The sequence below is a fragment of the Saccharopolyspora sp. NPDC003752 genome (genome assembly GCF_053605825.1).
Genome location: NZ_JBSGJZ010000015.1, coordinates 81,432 through 98,226, shown reverse-complemented (window position 1 = coordinate 98,226; position 16,795 = coordinate 81,432). Strand labels below are relative to the sequence as shown.

At 72.0% G+C, this 16,795-nt stretch carries 17 protein-coding genes; 8 read left to right on the top strand and 9 right to left on the bottom strand.

What is annotated here, in order from left to right:
• Positions 1-211: 211 nt before the first annotated feature.
• From ACWEV3_RS21015 to ACWEV3_RS21005, 3 genes are read left to right on the top strand one after another with little or no spacing between them, the layout of a single operon-like run.
• Positions 212-1,213, top strand: a complete 1,002-nt coding sequence (locus ACWEV3_RS21015; RefSeq protein ID WP_452615589.1) for an AAA family ATPase — start codon at positions 212-214, stop codon at positions 1,211-1,213.
• Between the two features lie 2 nt (positions 1,214-1,215).
• A complete protein-coding gene (locus ACWEV3_RS21010; RefSeq protein ID WP_452615509.1) occupies positions 1,216-2,469 on the top strand; it encodes a DUF58 domain-containing protein in 1,254 nt (417 codons plus the stop codon).
• On the top strand, positions 2,466-4,715 hold the full coding sequence (locus ACWEV3_RS21005; protein ID WP_452615508.1) for a transglutaminase family protein: 2,250 nt from the start codon (positions 2,466-2,468) through the stop codon (positions 4,713-4,715). The genes ACWEV3_RS21010 and ACWEV3_RS21005 overlap by 4 nt, the downstream gene beginning before the upstream one ends.
• 288 nt (positions 4,716-5,003) lie before the next feature.
• Here ACWEV3_RS21005 and ACWEV3_RS21000 read toward each other — a convergent pair whose 3' ends face one another.
• Both ACWEV3_RS21000 and ACWEV3_RS20995 read right to left on the bottom strand, forming a co-directional pair.
• Positions 5,004-5,423: a DUF3040 domain-containing protein gene (locus tag ACWEV3_RS21000; protein WP_093261617.1), complete on the bottom strand. Its 420-nt coding sequence runs from the start codon at positions 5,421-5,423 to the stop codon at positions 5,004-5,006.
• Between the two features lie 230 nt (positions 5,424-5,653).
• Positions 5,654-6,385 carry a class I SAM-dependent methyltransferase gene (locus tag ACWEV3_RS20995; RefSeq protein WP_452615507.1) on the bottom strand — a complete coding sequence of 244 codons (732 nt, stop codon included), beginning with the start codon at positions 6,383-6,385 and terminating at the stop codon, positions 5,654-5,656.
• A gap of 164 nt (positions 6,386-6,549) precedes the next feature.
• On the opposite strand from ACWEV3_RS20995, the gene ACWEV3_RS20990 reads away from it, so the two are divergent.
• Genes ACWEV3_RS20990 through ACWEV3_RS20980 form a run of 3 tightly spaced genes read left to right on the top strand, consistent with a single transcriptional unit; the run spans position 6,550 to position 8,805 of the window.
• A complete protein-coding gene (locus tag ACWEV3_RS20990) occupies positions 6,550-7,386 on the top strand; it encodes a ParA family protein (RefSeq protein WP_452615506.1) in 837 nt (278 codons plus the stop codon).
• Positions 7,383-8,018: a LysE family translocator gene (locus ACWEV3_RS20985; protein ID WP_452615505.1), complete on the top strand. Its 636-nt coding sequence runs from the start codon at positions 7,383-7,385 to the stop codon at positions 8,016-8,018. The genes ACWEV3_RS20990 and ACWEV3_RS20985 overlap by 4 nt, the downstream gene beginning before the upstream one ends.
• Before the next feature lie 7 nt (positions 8,019-8,025).
• Positions 8,026-8,805, top strand: a complete 780-nt coding sequence (locus tag ACWEV3_RS20980) for an Fpg/Nei family DNA glycosylase (protein WP_452615588.1) — start codon at positions 8,026-8,028, stop codon at positions 8,803-8,805.
• 133 nt (positions 8,806-8,938) lie between these two features.
• On the opposite strand, the gene ACWEV3_RS20975 is transcribed toward ACWEV3_RS20980, so the two are convergent.
• The 7 genes from ACWEV3_RS20975 to rimO all read right to left on the bottom strand — a co-directional run bounded on the left by ACWEV3_RS20975 (position 8,939) and on the right by rimO (position 15,518).
• Positions 8,939-10,216 carry a uracil-xanthine permease family protein gene (locus ACWEV3_RS20975; RefSeq protein ID WP_452615587.1) on the bottom strand — a complete coding sequence of 426 codons (1,278 nt, stop codon included), beginning with the start codon at positions 10,214-10,216 and terminating at the stop codon, positions 8,939-8,941.
• Positions 10,217-10,374: 158 nt separating this feature from the next.
• Positions 10,375-11,220, bottom strand: coding sequence for a phage shock envelope stress response protein PspM (gene pspM / locus ACWEV3_RS20970; protein ID WP_452615504.1), 846 nt, complete (start codon positions 11,218-11,220; stop codon positions 10,375-10,377).
• An 11-nt stretch (positions 11,221-11,231) separates the two neighbouring features.
• Entirely contained in the window at positions 11,232-12,068 is an 837-nt protein-coding gene (locus ACWEV3_RS20965; RefSeq protein ID WP_452615503.1) for a PspA/IM30 family protein, read from the bottom strand.
• 255 nt (positions 12,069-12,323) lie between these two features.
• Positions 12,324-12,797, bottom strand: a complete 474-nt coding sequence (locus ACWEV3_RS20960) for a helix-turn-helix domain-containing protein (RefSeq protein WP_452615502.1) — start codon at positions 12,795-12,797, stop codon at positions 12,324-12,326.
• Positions 12,798-12,967: 170 nt separating this feature from the next.
• Positions 12,968-13,459: a CinA family protein gene (locus ACWEV3_RS20955; protein WP_452615501.1), complete on the bottom strand. Its 492-nt coding sequence runs from the start codon at positions 13,457-13,459 to the stop codon at positions 12,968-12,970.
• Positions 13,456-14,085, bottom strand: a complete 630-nt coding sequence (pgsA, locus tag ACWEV3_RS20950; protein WP_358575265.1) for a CDP-diacylglycerol--glycerol-3-phosphate 3-phosphatidyltransferase — start codon at positions 14,083-14,085, stop codon at positions 13,456-13,458. The genes ACWEV3_RS20955 and pgsA overlap by 4 nt, the downstream gene beginning before the upstream one ends.
• Positions 14,082-15,518, bottom strand: a complete 1,437-nt coding sequence (gene rimO / locus ACWEV3_RS20945) for a 30S ribosomal protein S12 methylthiotransferase RimO (protein WP_452615500.1) — start codon at positions 15,516-15,518, stop codon at positions 14,082-14,084. Before rimO ends, pgsA begins: the two co-directional genes overlap by 4 nt.
• A 127-nt stretch (positions 15,519-15,645) precedes the next feature.
• Here rimO and ACWEV3_RS20940 point away from each other — a divergent pair, with 127 nt between their 5' ends.
• Positions 15,646-16,152 carry an amino-acid N-acetyltransferase gene (locus ACWEV3_RS20940; protein WP_452615499.1) on the top strand — a complete coding sequence of 169 codons (507 nt, stop codon included), beginning with the start codon at positions 15,646-15,648 and terminating at the stop codon, positions 16,150-16,152.
• A gap of 51 nt (positions 16,153-16,203) precedes the next feature.
• Positions 16,204-16,737 (top strand): amino-acid N-acetyltransferase, encoded by a 534-nt coding sequence (locus ACWEV3_RS20935; protein WP_452615498.1) that lies wholly within the window; start codon positions 16,204-16,206, stop codon positions 16,735-16,737.
• Positions 16,738-16,795 lie beyond the last annotated feature (58 nt).

The window sequence follows — 16,795 nt, the reverse complement described above, 5'->3', positions numbered from 1 at the left end:
GTGCGGGTGTCCCGCCGGGCACCGCCGGTTTGGCACACTGCACGTGCCCGCCGGTCTCGATCAGGTGATCGTTTCCGCTTTGCCGGGCGATGCCGGCGCGGACCGCGACAGCCACCCGCCGGCCGCAGACTTTGGAGGTTCGCATGCGCGACCGTTCCGGCGTGCTGCCGCGCCGCAACACGCAGGAGGTGGCGTGACGCCTGAAGCCCAGCTGTCCGGCGCCGCGCCGGCCGGCACCGAGCCCGCACCGAGCATCGACCGGCTGCACGGCACCATCCAGCGCATCGCCGCCAACGTCGAGCAGGTCCTGGTGGGCAAGCCCGAGGTGGTGCGGGTGGCGCTGGTCACCATGCTCGCCGAGGGCCACCTGCTCGTCGAGGACGTGCCCGGGGTCGGCAAGACCTCGCTGGCCAAGGCCCTGGCTCGGTCCATCGACTGCTCGGTGAGCCGGATCCAGTTCACCCCGGACCTGCTGCCCAGCGACATCACCGGCGTGTCCATCTACAACCGGCAGACCGAGTCCTTCGAGTTCCGGCCCGGCCCGGTGTTCGCCAACATCGTCGTCGGCGACGAGATCAACCGGGCCTCGCCGAAGACCCAGTCGGCGCTGCTGGAGTGCATGGAGGAGAACCAGGTCACCGTCGACGGCGAGACCTACCGGCTCAGCGCGCCGTTCATGGTGATCGCCACCCAGAACCCGATCGAGATGGAAGGCACCTACGCCCTCCCCGAGGCGCAGCGCGACCGCTTCACGACCCGGGTGTCGATCGGCTACCCGGACGCCAAGGCGGAGCTGGCGATGGTGGACGAGCACGCCGGGCACGACCCGCTGCGCGACCTGCGCCCCGTCGCCGACGGCGGCGAGGTGCAGGCCTTGTTGCGGGCCGTGCGCCGGGTGCACCTGTCCACCGAGATCCGCCGCTACGCGATCGACCTGGTGACGGCGACGCGCCAGCTGCCCGAGCTGCGGCTGGGCGCCTCGCCCCGCTCGACCCTGCAGCTGGTCCGCGCCGCCCGCGCGCAGGCCGCGCTGTCCGGTCGCGAGTTCGTCGTCCCCGACGACGTGCAGGCGATCGCCGTCCCGGTGCTGGCCCACCGGCTGGTGCTGACCAGCGAGGCCCGCGCGTCGCGCCGCTCGGCGACGGACCTGGTGCGGCAGCTGCTCAACCGGATCCCGGTGCCGCGCGGCGACAGCGACGGCGAACGCGGGTAGTCGTGCTCTCGGGGCTGACCATCCGCGGGCGCTGCCTGCTGGCGGCGGGCGTGGCCGCCGGCATCTGCGCGCTCGTGCTGGACGAGCGGGACCTCCTGCGGGTGTCGGCGTTCGTGATCGCGCTGCCGCTGCTGGCGCTGGTGCTCGCCAGCCGCACCCGGTTCGGCATCGCGGCCCGGCGGCATGTGGTGCAGCCGCGCGTCCCGGTCGGCACCGAGGCGAGCATCCAGCTGCACGTCACCGGCAGCGGCCGGCTCCCGGTCGACGGGCTGGTGCTGGAGGACAACACCCCGCACGCGCTCGGCGGGCGGCCGCGGTTCCGGCTGGACGCGGCGCCCCGGCACGGCGGCACGATCCTGGAGTACTCGGTGACGCCGACGCTGCGCGGCATCCACCACATCGGGCCGCTGCGCACCCGGATCAACGACCCCTTCGGGCTCTCCGAGTTCGAACGGGAGCTCGCCGGCCGCAACCGGCTGGTGGCGGTGCCGAGGGTGTTCCGGCTCACCGGGCTGCCCGCCGGTTCCGGGCTGGGCACCGGCGACGACGGCACGACCCGCCTGCGCTCCGGGCACGGCGATGACGACACGATGGTGCGGCAGTACCGGCACGGCGACGACATCCGGCGGGTGCACTGGAAGTCCACCGCGCGCCGCGACGAACTGATGGTGCGGGTCGAGGAACGGCCCTGGCACGGCGGCGTCACGGTGCTGCTGGACCGGCGTTCGGCAGCCCACCGGGGCAGCGGCGCGCGCAGCAGCGTCGAGTGGGCGATCTCCGCGGCGGCCAGCATCTGCCTGCACCTGCACCAGAACGGCCAGCAGGTCCGGCTGGTCACCGAGGACGGGCAGGTGCTGACCGGCGGCGCCGGGCCGTCCGACGGCGGGCACGACGACGACGCGGTGCTGGACGCGCTGGCCGCGGTGCGCAGTTCGCCGCAGCGCGACCTGGTGGCCACCCGCGACCCGGGCAGCGGGCAGGAGCTCATCGCGGTCCTCGGCGAGACGACCACCGCGGCGGTCACCGAGCTGACCAAGCTCCGTCCACAAGAGACTCGTAGTCTCGCGCTGCTGCTCGACGTCGGCGCTTGGAACGGGGAGAACGGCGGAGGTTTCGATCCGCAGCAGACCGCCCGGCGGCTGCGCGCGGCCGGTTGGACGGTGGTCGTCGTGGACGGCCCGGAGGTCGCGACCTCCGACGCCTGGCAGCGGCTCTGCCGGGAGACGACCGCACCGGAATCGGAGGTCGCGACGTGACCGCGAACCGGATGACGGCGGCCATCGAAATGTCGTTGGTGGCGACCGCGGCCGCGGCGCTGGCCGTGCTGTGCGCGTCGACGGCGTTCGCCGGCGTGCTGGCCGACAGCCGGTGGGTCTTCCCCACGATGATCACTGTGCTGGTGATCGCGGTCATCGGGGCGCTGTGCCGCCGGGTCCGGTGGTCGCTGCCGCTGACCGTGCTCGCGCAGCTGTTCGGCCTGCTGGTGGTCCTGACCGCGCAGTTCGCCGAGAGCGCGGTGCTCGGCGTGCTGCCCGGCCCGGCGGCCCTCGGGGAGCTCGGCCGCCTGCTGGCCGAGTCCGGCGACCTGGTGCGGACCGGGGTGCCGCCGGTGCCCGCCGAACCGGCGCTGCAGTTGATGGTCTGCCTCGGCCTGGGGCTGGTCGCGCTGGCGGTCGACGTCATCGTGGTTGCCTACCGCAGCCCGGCGGTGGCCGGGCTGGTGCTGCTGTGCGTGTTCGCCGTCCCGGCGTCGCTGGCCGACGACATGCTGCCGGGGTGGGCCTTCACCGCCGGCGCGCTGGGCTACGCCGTGCTGCTGGCCTCGGGCGGCCAGCACCGCAGGTGGCGGCGGCAGGAGGACCGCAACCAGGTCGCGCACACCGTGTTCGGCCGCTCCACCGCCACGATCGCCGGAACCGCCGGGGTGATCGCGGTGCTCACGGGCGTGGTGTTCACCGGCGTCGGCACCGAGGGCCGGCTGCCGGGATCCGTGCCGGAGCAGTTCAGCGGCACCGACGGCATCGGGCTGCAGCCGTTCACCTCGCTGCGCGGCCAGCTCAACCGGGACCGCGTCGTCGAGCTGTTCCGGGTCCGCGGCCTGCGGCAGGACACCTACCTGCGGGCGATGACGCTGCGGAAGTTCGACCCGGAGCGCGGCTGGGAGCTGGAGGGCCTCACCCAGGGCGTCGACGCCAACGCCAAGCTCGCGCTGCCCGACGGCACGGACATCATGCTCGGCGACTACGAACGGGTCGAGATCCAGCCGATCGGCTACCGCGACCCGTGGCTGCCGGTGTTCGGCGTCCCGCTGTTCGTCTCGGGGATGGGCACGAACTGGCGCTACGACCCGGCCGCCGGGATCGTGTTCACCCAGACCAACCAGGAAAGCCGCCCCTACGTCGAGCAGCTGCTCGTCCAGCGGCCGACGCCGGACCAGCTGCGCCAGGCCCACGGCCCGGCGCCGATCGCGCCCGCGTACCTGGACACCGCGGGAATCCCGCCGCAGGTGGCCGACCTGGCCAGGCGGCTCACCGCGAACGCGCCCACCGACTTCGACAAGGCGGTCGCGCTCAACCGCTACTTCACCGACCCGGCCAACGGCTTCCGCTACGACCTGCAGACGGCCCCGTCGACCGGCGGCGACGCCCTGTCCGACTTCCTGTTCCGCGGCAAGCGCGGGTTCTGCGAGCAGTACGCCTCGTCGATGGCGGTGCTGCTGCGCTCGGTCGGCATCCCGTCCCGGGTGGCGATCGGCTTCACCCCCGGCTACCGCGACGGCGACGAGCGGGTGATCACCACCGAGGACGCGCACGCCTGGGTCGAGGCGTACTTCCCCGGCTGGGGCTGGCAGACCTTCGACCCGACGCCGCTGAGCGACGGCCGGGCCGCGCTGCCGGAGTTCCTCGGCGGCGAGTTGAACCAGGCTCAGCAACCGGCGCCGCAGCCCGGCCAGCCCCAGCCGAGCACGCCGCCCACCGCAGGCTCGGTGCCCGGGTCGGAGCACCCGGACGGCGCGGACGTCGGTACCCCCCGGGCACCGCGCGAGGCGGAGAGCTCGAACCCGTGGCCGGTCGTGATCGGCGTCCTGGTGCTGGCGTCGGTGCTGCTAGCGGCGCCGGCCGCGGTGCGGGAGATCCGCCGGAGGCGACGGCTGCGCGCGGTCGCCGAAGGCGCGGAGGGCGCCGCGGGGATCGCGTGGCGGGAGGTGCTGGACGAGTTCCAGGACCGGGGCACGCGGCCGGCGGCCGCCGATACCGCGCGCCGCGTCGCGACGGGGCTGATCGAGCGCCACGGCCTGGACGAGTCCGGTGCCAAGGCGATGCGAGCGCTGGTGGTGGCGGTGGAGCGGGAGTGGTACGCACCACCGGGGCAGGAGCCGGAGGCGACGCTCCCGGAGACGCTGCGCGGCGTCCTGGACAGCCTCCGTCGCACGGCGCCGCTGGACTGGCGCTCGCGCCTGTTCCCCCGCTCTGTGCTGGAGCTCCGCCAAGCCAACCGCTGACCCGGAGCAACGCGCGGAAACCTTTTGGGTTGCCCCGGCGTGATGTGGTGCCGCGACGTCAGGAATCTGCCTCTGCAGCGACGAAGCCCTGTGGCGAGGGTTGGCGATTTCGCGCGAAATCGCCAATCGGCAGGCGTGGAGACCGCCGACTTCGCGCGAAATCGGCGCGAGGTTTCCCCTGCGACGGCCGCAGAGACCGGCCGTCGTGAAAGTGCGCGCATAGCGGAGATCGCCGCCGGTTCCGCTTCGTGGTGCGGAACCGGCGGCGATCTCCGGGTCGATCAGCCGCTATTGATCGAAGCGTTTGCGGAAACGCTCCTCCATGCGCTGCGTGAAGGAGCTGCGTCCGGGCTTGCTGCGGTCCGCGCCCCGCTTCGGCCGACCACCACCGCCGTTCTCCAGTCCCGACTCGATGTCGTCCCCGCCACCGCGCAACGCGGACAGGACGATCACTGCTCCGCCGAACATCACGAGGAAGCCGACCACGCTCAACACGGGGATGTCGGCCGGCCTGAGGGCCGGGATCACCGCACCGATTACCAGCAGGGCCAACCCCAGGACGAAGACGGCGATGCCCTGCAGCCGCCGACGTCTGGATGGGCGATGCAGCCGTCCTCCGCGCACGGTGGAGGCGAACTTGGGGTCCTCGGCGTAGAGCGCGCGCTCGATTTGTTCGAGCTGTCGCTGCTCGTGCTCGGAGAGTGGCATGACTCCTCCTCCGGCACAGGTCTCTCAGTGGCGCCGGAGACCCGGTGGGCTTTTGCCCACATAGGCTGGGGACCGGCGAACGCTTGGGGGCGTCACCCCTGAGGATACGGTTCCCGGCACGCGAGTACTACCCGGTCCCGGCACCGGAACTGTGCGAGGTTGCCGACATCATCCCCTCGGGGCAGTGATCGATCCGCACCGCGCCGCCACGCCTGGCGGAAACGGCGACGTCAGGCCGGTCGGCGCGCGATGGCGTGGAGCCGGGTCGCGATGTCGCGCAGCGGCGCTCGGCGTGCCGCCGCCCGCTCCAGCTCGGCCATCGTGTCGGCCGCCCGGGGGTTGTTGTCCAGCGCCGAGCCGGGCACCAGGTCGCTGAGCACGCCTTGTCCCTGGATCAGCTCCACGGCCAATCCGGCACCCGTCAGGACCTCGCGCAGGCCGTCGGTGTCGAACCGCCGCTGCAGGGTGTCCGATGCCTCGTCGAGCCGCCCGTTCGGGTCCTGGATCAGCTGCAGCGCCTCGGCGAGCCGGCCGGCCAGCGCCCAGCCCAGGACCGCGGCGTACCGGTTGGCCGCCAGCACCGACACCGCACCACCGGGTGCGGTGGCCTCGGCCAGCGCCGACACCGCCGCTTCGACGTCGTCGACGACCTCCAGAAGCCCGTGCGCCAGCACGAGATCGGCGCCGCCTTCCGGGCTGAGCGCCGACAACGCGTCGGTATCGCCCTGCAGCGGGGTGATCTGGTCGGCCACGCCTGCGTCGACGGCCCGGCGCTGGAGCATCGCCAACGCATTCGGGCTCGGATCGACCACCGTCACCGAGCAGCCCGCGGAAGCCAGCGGCACGGCCCACACGCCGCTGCCGCCACCGACGTCGAGCACCCGCGGCGGGCGCCCGCCGCGTCGCCGCCGCGCAGCGTCGAGTTCGGCTTCCAGCACCTGGTGGACGGCGTCGGATCTCATGGTGAGCAGCGTAATGCGGGATCGCGGGCGGGTTTCACCGGAGTGCGGATCGGCGGATCCCCGGCGGCATTCCGCAGAATCCGTTCCGCCACCCGCACCACTGGCGTTGATCAAGTTTCAGGGAGCAGTTCTGGGACGGTCCCCGGTTCCGTAGGCTACGACCCGTGCAGACGGTGGCAGTGCTGAGTCTCAAGGGTGGCGTGGGCAAGACGACCGTGGTGCTCGGGCTTGCCTCGGCCGCCATGCGCCGCGGGGTTCGGACGTTGGTCGTCGACCTCGATCCGCAGTGCAACGCGACCGCGTGCCTGGAGCCGGAGGAGACCACCAAGGGTCTCAGCGACGTCCTGGCCGATCCGAGCCCGGAGGTGCTGCGGGCGGCGGTGACCGGCAGCTCCTGGGGCGAAGAGGTCGACGTCCTGGTCGGTTCCGAGGACGCCGAGAGCCACAACGGCCAGCACGGCGACGGCGAGCACCTGTCCCGCCTCACCACGGCACTGTCCGAATTGGACGGCCTGATCGCCGACGGCGAGCTGCCGTACCAGCTGGTGCTGCTGGACTGCCCGCCGTCGCTGGGGCGGCTGACCCGCTCCGCGCTGATCGCCGCCGATCGCGCGCTGCTGGTCACCGAGCCGACGATCTTCGCGGTCTCCGGCGTGCAGCGGGCGTTCGAGGCGGTGCAGGCCGAGCGCCAGTCGACCAACCCGGACCTGCAGCCGCTCGGCGTCATCGTCAACCGGGTTCGGCCGCGCTCCCACGAGCACCAGTTCCGCATCGACGAGCTGCGGGACATCTTCGGCCCGCTGGTGCTGCCGGTCGCGCTGCCCGATCGGCTGGCCGTGCAGCAGGCGCAAGGGGCGTGCATGCCGATCCACCAGTGGGGCACGCCGGGAGCGCGGGAGGTCGCGCTGGCGTTCAACCTGGTGCTGGCCCGCACGCTGCGCGCCGGCCGACCGCGCCGCGCCGAGCCCGACGACGACGAAGTGCTGGACGGTGCCGAATGACCACGACGTTGTTCCTGACGTTCGTCTTCGTCGCGCTGATCGGTGTCCTGACGCCCGGCCTGGACACGATGCTGATCCTGCGGCATTCGCTGCTCGGCGGACGCCGCGTCGGGGTGGCGACGTTCCTCGGGATCAACCTCGGCTGCCTGATCTGGGGCACGGCGAGCATCGCGGGCCTGACCGCGCTGCTCACCGCCTCCCAGGTGGCCTACGACATCGTGCGGGTGGCGGGCGCCGCCTACCTGCTCTGGCTGGGCGGCTCGGCGCTGTGGAAGTCGTTGCCCCGCAACAGGGTTCTGCAGGCCGACGACGTCCCGGTCGAGCCGGTGGCGCTGACCGCTTTCGGCGCGCTGCGCTCGGGGATGGTCACGAACCTGCTCAACCCCAAGGTGGGTGTGTTCTACGTCAGCCTGTTGCCGCAGTTCCTGCCGCCCGGGGCGGCGGCGTTCGCCTGGGGCCCGCTGCTCGTGGCGACGCACATCACCATCGGGCTGCTGTGGTCCACCGCGCTGGTGTGGCTCGCCGGCCGGGCCCGCGCGCTGTTCCAGCGGCAGCGGGTGCGCGCCTGGCTGGACCGGATCACCGCGACGGTGCTGATCGGCCTCGGCCTGAAGCTGGCAGCCGAGGGGTGAGCGAGCCCTGCCCGAAGGCGACACGGTCTTCCTCACCTGCCACCGGCTGCACGAGGCGCTGGCCGGGCAGGTACTGACCCGCGGCGAGCTGCGGCACCCCCGTCTGTCCACATTGGATCTCGACGGCCGGCGGGTGCGCGAAGTGCGCCCGGCGGGCAAGCACCTGCTGATCCGCTTCGACGACGGCCACACCCTGCACAACCACCTGCGCATGGACGGCGCCTGGCACCTCTACTCCCCCGGCACCAGGTGGCGGCGGCCGGCGCACCAGGCCCGGGCCGTCCTGGGCACGGCCGACCGGGTGGCGGTCGGGTTCAACCTGCACGACCTCCGCTGGCTGCCGACCTCGGCGGAATCCGAGCTGATCGGCCACCTCGGGCCGGACCTGCTCGACCCGGCGTGGGACGACGGGCACGCGACCGAGGCGATCCGGCGGCTGACCGCCGACCCGGACCGGGAACTCGGCCGGGCGCTGCTGGACCAGACCGTGATGGCCGGGGTCGGCAACATCTACAAGACGGAGGTGTGCTTCCTGCTGGGCCGCTCGCCGTGGACGCCCGTCGCGGAGATCGACGCGGCCCGCGCGGTGCGGTTGTGCCGGGAACTGCTGCTGCGCAACGCCTGGCACCCCGAGCAGTCCACCACCAAGAGCCTGCGGCGCGGCGCGCGGCACTGGGTCTACGACCGGCGCACCTGCCTGCGCTGCGGCGGCCCGGTCCGCCGCGGCACCCAGGGCGACGACGCCGAAGCCCGCGTCACCTACCACTGCCCCCACTGCCAACCCTGACAGAGGTCGTTTCCAGGCTCGCTTTGCGTCGCGGTGCGGGTAGCGGTCCCCCTGCGGGAGTTGCTGCGGCCTTCTCGCTGTGGGATCCCCGACATCATGGCCAATTCAGCCCAAGGATTCGCGGATTCGGGCGTCAGCTTTCGGCGGCCGCGTCGCGGGCGTCGGCGAGGCTCCGCAGGATCGGGTAGACCAGCACGATGCCGACCGAGCCCCACACCAGGCCCGTGATCCGGAGCTCCCCCACCTGCAGCGTCAGGTTGCCGACCCCGGCGATCACCGCGGTGCCCATCACCACCAGGTTCACCGGATCCGCGAAGTCCACCGCGGCGTCCAGCCAGATCCGCGCCCCGACCAGCGCCAGCAGCCCGAAGAGCACCAGCGTCGCGCCACCGAGCACGCCGAGCGGAATCGTGTTGATCAGGGCGCCGAGCTTCGGCGAGAACGACAGCACGATCGCGCCCACCGCGGCGACCAGGCAGGCCGCCGTCGAGTACACCCGCGTCGCGGCCATCACCCCGATGTTCGCCGCGTAGCTGCTCAGCGCCGACCCGCCCGCCGAGCCGGCCAGCGTGGTGGCCAGACCGCCGCTGATCAGCGCGTCCCCGACGTACGGGTCGAGGTCGCGGCCGCTCATCGCGGCGACCGCCTTGAGGTGCGCGACGTGCTCGGCGACCAGCACGATCACCAGCGGCAGCACGAACGGCATCACCGAGATGTGCGCCTGCGGGGCGATCAGCTGGGGCAGCCCGAACCAGGGCGCGGCGGCCAGCTCGTCGAGCCGCTCCGGGACGAGGTCACCGGCCAGCACGGCGTAGATCCACCCGGCCAGCACCCCGATCAGCACCGCGGCCCGCCCGGCCATGCCCCGGCTGACGACAGTGAGCAGCACGATCGTGCCGAGCGTCAGCGCCGCGGGCACGCGCTGCTCGCTGAACCAGGACACCGACTGCGGCGCGAGGCTGAGCCCGATCATCAGCACGACCGCGCCCGTCACCACGGGCGGCATCGCGGACTCCAGCAACCGCACGCCCAGCGCCTTGACCGCCACGCCGACGGCCATCACCACCAGGCCGACCGCCATGATCCCGCCGAGCAGGGCGGCCGGGCTCGCACCGGCCTCGCCCGCGGCAGCTCCCAACGGCACCACGAAGGCCACCGACGCGCCGAGGTAGGTGGGCACCCGGTTCCGGGTGAGCAGCAGGAACAGCAGGGTGCCGACGCCGGAGAGCAGCAGCGTGGTCGTCAGCGGGAAGCCGGTCAGCAGCGGCACGAGCGTCGTGGTGCCGAACATCGCCAGGAGGTGTTGCAGTCCGAATCCGATGGTCAGCGGCCAGCTGAGCCGCTCCTCGGAGGCCACCACGGCATCGCGCACCAGGCGTCGACCGTTGCCGTGCACGGTCCACAACGCCACATCGTCCTCCCCCGAGCCGCCCGGTCGGGCGAGGCCCTGCCACGGCATGTGATGACAGAGGGAAGATTACTATTTCGCATCACACAATCAAGCCAACCCGCTCGGCGGATCGACGAAAACGTCGACTACCAGCAGTGATATCGGCTCGGCGTGTCGCGTCAGTCCTGGGCGGATCGACGCTGCGGGTCCGCGCTGGGCCCGTCCGGCCCGAAGATCTCCCGCAATCCGGCCGCGAGCCCGGCCAGCCGATCGGTCGCGTCCTGCATCAGGTACTTCTGCTCCGGAGCACCGCTGGCGGCCACGGCCCGCCCCGCGGCGGCGACCAGACCGCCGTAACCGTCGAGGCCCTCGTCCAGCTCCTCGCGCAACCGCTGCACATCAGCCTGCAACGCGGGCCTCTGCGTCTCCGGCGCGTGCGGGATCGCCGCCTCCACGGCGACGATCCGCTCCGCGACGCGCCGCAGCTCCGCTGCCGCGATGTCCGCGGTGGCCCGCGCGTCGGCTGCGGCGCTGCCCGCGCCCGCCGACGTCAGCTGCGCCAACGCATGGCGCAGGCTCTGCTCCGCATCGCGCAACCGCTGCATCGGAGCCCGCGCCGCCGACCCCTGCGGGGGCAGCGGCGCGGGCTCCGGCTGCGGCTCGGGCAGCGGCGTCCTCATGAGCCGCCGGTACTTCAGTCCCACCTTGACCGCGCCCACGCCGCTGATGACGGCGAGGCCACCCAGGCCGACGGTGCTCGTGTACTGCAGGAACTCCCCCATGCCGCCCAGCGCGCTCCACATCTCCGGCAGGGACGCCGAGGCGGCCGCGCCGGCGCCGAACACGCCGGCCGAGGCTGCGCTGCCCGCAGCAGCCCGCTTCGTCCGCTTGCGCTGCCGCAGCAGCCGAGCCCGCGGATCGCGCCAGTTGGCGAACCTCCGCCGCACCTCGGAGAGGAGCGGGCCGCGCATCTGTTCCAGCGCGGCCTCGCCCAACTGCGTCAGTTCCTGCTTGCGGGACTTCACGCCTCGCTCGCTCAGGCTTGGCCGGCTTGCGGATTCTGCTGTTGCTGGGGCTGGGTCGCAGGCTCACCGGCAGCCTGCGAACCGCCGGCGATCTGCTGCTGCTGTCCGCCCGTCACCTGCTGCTGCCCGGTGCCCATCGAGGCGCGCAGCTGCGCGAGCCGGCTGGCGCCGGCGGCGTCGATGGACGCCTGCTGGACCTCCAGCATCCGGCCCTGCACGCTGTTCTGCGCCAGCTCCGCCTCGCCCAGCGCGGTGGTGTAGCGGCGCTCGATCTTGTCCCGGACCTCTTCCAGCGACGGCGTGGTGCCGGGCGCGGCGATCTCGGTCATCTGCCGCATCGACGCGGAGACCTGCTCCTGCATCTTGGCCTGCTCCAGCTGGCTGAGCAGCTTGGTGCGCTCGGCGATCTTCTGCTGCAGGATCTGCGCGTTGCGCTCCACCGCCTGCTTCGCCTGCTCGGCGGCGCCCAGCGACTGGTCGTGCAGCGTCTTGAGGTCCTCGACGCCCTGCTCCGCGGTGACCAGCTGGCTGGCCAGCTGGGTGGCGGTCTCCTCGTACTTCTGCGCGGTCGCCTCGTCGCCGTTGGCGCGCGCCTGGTCGGCCATCACCAGCGCCTGCTTCGCCGATGCCTGCAGCTTCTCGACCTCGCCGAGCTGCCGGTTCAGCTTCATCTCCAGCTGGCGCTGGTTGCCGATCACGGAAGCGGCCTGCTGGGAGAGGCTCTGGTGCTGCTTCTGGGCTTCCTCGATGGCCTGCTGGATCTGCACTTTCGGGTCCGCGTGCTCATCGACCTTCGACGAGAACGCCGCCATGAAGTACTTCCAGGCCTTCACGAACGGGTTGGCCATCTCCTCCGCCTGCCTTCTTCTGTGCTCGGCTGCCCCATGCCGACACGACCGCACCGGGCGTGCCCGCTGGTTCCATCGTGTCAGGTAGTCGTGTCGGCTTCCACCAAACACGGTAGTTCTCCGGGATTTACCCGGAGCTACGACCCAAGATCGAACCAGAAAGCCGCCACCGCCCGGCCACCGGGCCCCGAAAACGGTCGTGAGTGCCGAAACGGGCATATACCCGCTCCGGCACTCACGAGGTTGGTCTTGCTCCTACGCAGCCACCACTACGCCGCCGGGCTTGCGCACCGGCGCGCTGATCCGCTGGCTGAGCATCGGCTGCAGCCGGTCCGCGCAGGCGCGCGGTTCCGCGTCCGCGCTGGCTTCGGCGCCGGTCAGCTGCTGCTTGGCCAGTTCGGCGTCGGAGAGCTCGGTGCCGATCAGGCTGGGCACCAGGCGGCCGCCGTCGATCTCCGCCGGTGTTGCCTGCTCGACACCCGACGGCACCACCAGCGTCTCGTCGAGATCGCCGGCCACGGTGACCAGGAGTTCCGGCAGCGGCAGGTCCAGGGCGCCGCAAATCGAGGCGAGCAGCTCGCTGGACGCCTCCTTGCGGCCCCGTTCCACCTCGGAGAGATATCCGAGGCTCACCCGGGCAGCGCGCGAAACGTCCCGCAAGGTCCGAGACTGTGCGGTCCGGGCGCGGCGCAGTCGTTCACCGACCGCCTCCCGCAACAATACGGTCATCGCGCGCCTCCCTTCCTTCGTCGCCTACCGCGTGCACCACGCGTGAACGCCACCTACGTTACTCATCCGAGGGCCCGAACGAGAACGATCGTCCACAAGTCCGCCGAGGGCGAACGCACGGTGACCGTTCCCGGGCGCGGCCTTCTGCCAGCGCACAGCGCCCCGTTGAATCAACGCAGCAGACCCGCGAAGTGTTCCAGCGCCACCCGAACGGCCGCAGCCCGCACGGCGTGCCGATCGCCGTCGAGGCGCACCGACCGCACCGTCGCGCCGTCCGGCCCCGCGAACCCGAGGTGCACAGTGCCCGGCGCCACCCCGTCCTGCGGGTCGGGTCCGGCCACGCCGGTCAGCCCGATGCCCCAGTCCGCGCCGCAGCGCCGCCGGGCGCCGTCCGCGAGCATCTCCGCGACCCGCGGGTGCACCGCGCCGTGCGCCGCGAGCAGATCGCGATCGACCCCGGCCAGCTCCGCCTTCAGATCGGTCGCGTAGACGATCAGCCCGCCGCGGACCACGTCGCTGGCCCCGGGCACGTCGGTCAGCACGGCGGAGACCAGGCCGGCCGTCAACGATTCCGCGGTCGCGACCGTCTCGCCGCGCCGCCGCAATGCCTCGATCAAGGCCGCGACCTGCGATAACGACAACCCGATCTGATCGACGATCACGCGCCGACCTTGGCCCGGCCGGCGGCGCGCAGCCGCACCGCGCGCACGACGTAGTCGAGCCCGGTCACGACCGTGGCGACGAGCGCCGCGCCCATCACGATCCAGCGCGGCACGTCGGCCCAAGCGCCGAGCGGCAACAGGTAGAAGCCGATGGCGAGGGCCTGCAGCAGCGTCTTGACCTTGCCGCCGCGGCTGGCCGCGATGACACCGTGCCGGATCACCCAGAACCGCAGCAGCGTGACGGCGACCTCGCGGCCGATGATCACCCAGGTGACCCACCAGCCGAGGTCGCCGAGGAGGCTCAGCCCGACCAGCGCGGCGCCGGTCAGCGCCTTGTCCGCGATGGGGTCGGCGACCTTGCCGAAGTCGGTGACCAGGCCGCGCTTGCGGGCCAGGTCACCGTCGATGCGGTCGGTGATGGAGGCGATCGCGAACACCGCCGTGGCGATCCACCGCCACAGCGTGTCGTGCCCGTCCTCCCAGAACAGCGCGACGAGGAAGACCGGTACCAGCGCGAGCCGGGAGACGGTCAGGATGTTGGCGATGTTGACCAGCGGCACGGGTTCGGACCGCGCCCCGGTCGGGTTCGCCGCTGCGGAGTCGGACGTCGCGCCATCGGCCGTCATGGCTGCTCCCCGGGCCTGTTCTGCGCGGGCGTGCTGTCGATCGGGCGCACCACGAGGTCCACGCCTTCACTGTCCACCACCCGGCAGAGCAGCACATCACCCACGTTGACCTCTCCAGGATCGGTGACGAGGCATTCCCCGTCCACCTCCGGTCCCTGGTGCTCGGCGCGGCCGGCGCACTCCTCGTCGCTGACGCGCTCGACGAGGACCCGCACCTCCGTGCCGATGCGGTCCTCGGCGCGCTGCGCGATCAGCTCGTCGACGAGGTCGGAGAGCTTCTCGACGCGCTCGTCGACGACGTCCGGATCGATCTTGCCGTCGAAGCCGGCGGCCTCGGTGCCGTCCTCGTCGGAGTAGCCGAACACGCCGATGGCGTCCAGCCGCGCCCGGGTGAGGAAGTCCTGCAGCTCGGCGAAGTCGTCCTCGGTCTCGCCGGGGAAGCCGACGATGACGTTGCTGCGGATGCCCGCCTCCGGGGCGAGCTCGCGGATCTGCTCGATGAGCGCCAGGAACGACTCGGTGGAGCCGAACCGGCGCATCCGGCGCAGCACCGACTCGCTGGAGTGCTGGAACGACAGGTCGAAGTACGGCGCGACACCGGGCGTGGTGGCGATGGCCCGCACCAGACCGGGACGGGTCTCGGCGGGCTGCAGGTAGGACACCCGCACCCGGTCGACGCCGTCGATGGCGGCTAGCTTCGGCAGCAGCACTTCCAGCGCCCGCGCGTCGGCCATGTCCTTGCCGTAGGAGGTGGAGTTCTCGCTGACCAGGAACAGTTCCTTCGCGCCGTGCTCGGCCAGCCAGGCGGCCTCGCCCAGGATCTCCTCCGGCGGCCGGGACAGGAAGGAACCGCGGAAGGACGGGATGGCGCAGAACGAGCAGCGCCGGTCGCAGCCGGAGGCCAGCTTCAACGCGGCGACCGGCGAGTCGTCGAGCCGGCGGCGCGCCACCGCGCGGGCGGCCGGGACCCAGCCGTGCCCGGGAACCGAGACCTCGGCGGCCGCGGCGGGCCGGGCGACCGGGGTGATCGGCAGCATCTTGCGCCGGTCCCGCGGCTGGTGCGACTGGATGGCTTGCCCGGCGACGACGTCGTCGAGCCGGTCGGCGAGGTCGGCGTAGTGGTCGAAGCCGAGCACCGCGTCGGCCTCGGGCATGTGCTCGGCGAGCTCGGCGCCGTAGCGCTCGGCCATGCAGCCGACGGCGACGACCTTCGCGCCGGTGTCGGCGGCGGCGAGCAGCGTGTCGACGGAGTCCTTCTTCGCCGATTCGACGAACCCGCAGGTGTTGACCACCACGACGTCGGCGTCGTCGGCGTCGACGAGCTCCCAGCCGCGGCCGTGCAGGTTGCCGGCGAGCTCTTCGGAGTCGACCTCGTTGCGGGCGCAACCGAGCGTGACCATGGCGACTCGGCGGTGATTTTGCTCGGTTGACATGCGAGGAGCGTAACGTCCCCGCCGCCGCCCCCTGCGCACGAGCCCGTCGGGCGAAAACCCCGGCCGTGGTCAAGATTACGGCCACCATCCGAACAATCGAACCCGCAGTTGGTTAGGCTTGCCTAACATGACAGCTCTCGTCGAGGTGCGTCCGGCCCGAGTCCGCGACGCCCGCGCGATCAAGGCGTTGATCGACCACTACGCGGGGAAAGTGGTGCTGGGCAAGGAACTCGTCACGCTCTACGAGGACATCCAGGAGTTCTGGGTCGCGGAACAGGCAGGCCAGATCGTCGGCTGCGGCGCACTGCACGTGCTCTGGGAAGACCTCGCCGAAATCCGCACCGTCGCCGTCGATCCGATGACCAAGGGCCGCGGCATCGGCCACGCGCTCGTCGCCGGCCTGGTCACCGCCGCCGGCGAGCTGGGCCTGTCGCGGATCTTCGTGCTGACCTTCGAGACCGAGTTCTTCGGCCGCCACGGCTTCCTGCCGATCGCCGACACCCCGGTGCCGCCGGACGTCTACGACGAGATCCGCCGCTCGCCAGACGAAGGCGTGGCGCAGTTCCTGGACCTCGCGCACGTGAAGCCGAACACCCTCGGCAACACGCGCATGCTGCTGCGACTGGGCTCGTGACGCGCGGAGAATGCGCATGCCACGCCAGGATCGCGACGCTACGATGCCCCCATGAATGACTATGCGTCGTCGGCGATAACGATTCGACGGGCTCGCATCGCCGACGTGCGGACGATCAAGTCCCTGGTCGACGCCTACGCGGGCGAAGTGCTGCTGGCCAAAGAACTCGTCACCCTCTACGAGGACATCCAGGAGTTCTGGGTCGCCGAGCGCGCCGAGCCGGACGGCGCCGGCCGCGTCGTCGGCTGCGGCGCGCTGCACGTGCTCTGGGAAGACCTCGCCGAGATCCGCACGGTCGCGGTGGATCCGGCGGCGAAGGGCCACGGCATCGGCCACCGCCTCGTGCACCAGCTCGTCGCCCTCGCCCGCGAGCTGGGCCTGACCCGGGTGTTCGTGCTGACCTTCGAGACGGAGTTCTTCGGCCGCCACGGCTTCCGCACCATCGACGGCGCCCCGGTCAGCCCGGACGTCTACGAGGAGATGCGCCGCTCCGTCGACGCGGGCGTGGCGGAGTTCCTCGACCTCGCCAACATCAAACCGAACACGCTCGGTAACACCCGGATGCTCCTTGAACTCGACCGATAACGCCCCGACCGGTCGAATTCGGGGTCATCGTTCTCGTGCCGGATGCCCGAACGTCCCG